The organism is Bartonella sp. ML69XJBT (assembly GCF_028618515.1).
Taxonomy (GTDB): domain Bacteria; phylum Pseudomonadota; class Alphaproteobacteria; order Rhizobiales; family Rhizobiaceae; genus Bartonella.
Map to the genome: position 1 here is coordinate 1 of NZ_JAQITB010000109.1, position 1475 is coordinate 1475.

Annotated in this window: 1 pseudogene; it reads left to right on the forward strand. The window is 28.9% G+C overall.

Features of this window, described 5'->3' with window-relative positions:
* Nucleotides 1–1195: 1195 nt before the first annotated feature.
* Nucleotides 1196–1475: pseudogene (locus PVV68_RS10350) on the forward strand (hypothetical protein); the annotation flags it as partial.

A 1475-nucleotide genomic window follows, 5' to 3' on the forward strand; every position in this document is an offset into this window, starting at 1 on the left:
AGATTGTATTTATGTGTTGTGTTTAATACAGGTTGTTTATTTGAAACATTAACTTATTGAAATATAACAACTTTTATTTTGGATTAAAAAAATAAAATGATAATGGGTAAAAAGAACCCCCAAAACCTCTAAAACTCATAACCATAAGAGCCTTGATAGCATAGCTTATGATTATAACTGTCTTTTGAAAGGCTTTAAGAGATCACATGCTTCTTTCATAAAGCACGTTTTAATCATGCTCTAAAATGATCACTTTTGTCAGTTCAATTTACAGACACAAACTGACAAATATATATTATTGATTGAATTTATGGGTTGTATTTTAATAAGGGTTGTACCATTAAAATGCTAACATATTGAAATATAATGTTTTTAAATTTCTCTCATTTGAAAAAAATAATAGAGGATCTAAAAAGAACTGACAAAAGTCTATTAAAAGCGATTTTGTTACTCTCTATAGTTATCAATCTTTCTTTAGAGATTTCATAACAAGCTATAAATCACAATTATCATTTCTCTTATGAAAATGAAAAATGATGCGGTGGCTATAAAGAATATAACAGCTATAGAGAATGCGTGAAAAAAGCAGGCTTTCATAATCACAACGCAAATGAAAGCATTGGTTATAAAGACAGTCCCTATAAAAGCTATTAAGTTGCAAATGTGTTATAAAAGAAATTCACAAAAATTTTAAAATTCATTTAGTGAAAAAACAGATACGTTATAAAGTTAAAAATACGCATCATGAGAGCGTTTTTAAATATTATAAATGCATAAATTCAGAAAATAACGCAATCGTTTTATAATGCCAATAATATAGCTTTAAAAGCACATAATACAAAAGAAGCAATTAATAAGCATATGATAAATATATACACAGAACGCATTTAAAAAATAATAAAAAATATCAAAAAAGATAAAATAATAATTGACAATAAATACGTATTTTGTTATATAAATAATCAAGTGATCAAAACACTAAACCATTAGCGAATAGGTTACGACAAACCTAATCCTATTATAAAAACTGACTATCTTTTATGCTTTAATTGGCATATATGATGATTTTGTCGGGTGTAGTTACACCATACAATACCCTATGGGAAAAGTGTAACAACAGACTAATGGCTGTGTTTTGAGCGCCCGACGCCCTTATAGGGTGTCAATTTCAAAACTCAAACCATTAGGTGTTATTATGAATTCTATTGTTAATACAAAAAAAAGATCTCCAAAATACGAATTTATTGATGATTGTGAATATATCGATGGTCATTTCTTAACGCGAATTAGAGCTTTAAGAGATTTTGGAGATGTCAAAAAAGGCGATTTAGGGGGCTATATTGAAAACGAAGATAACCTCTCTCATGAGGGTAATTGCTGGGTGTATGATAAAGCACGCGTCTTTCAAAACGCTCGGGTTTCTGAGAATGCAAAAGTAAAGGGCTTTTTTGTTGACGTCTATGGCGATGCTAAAA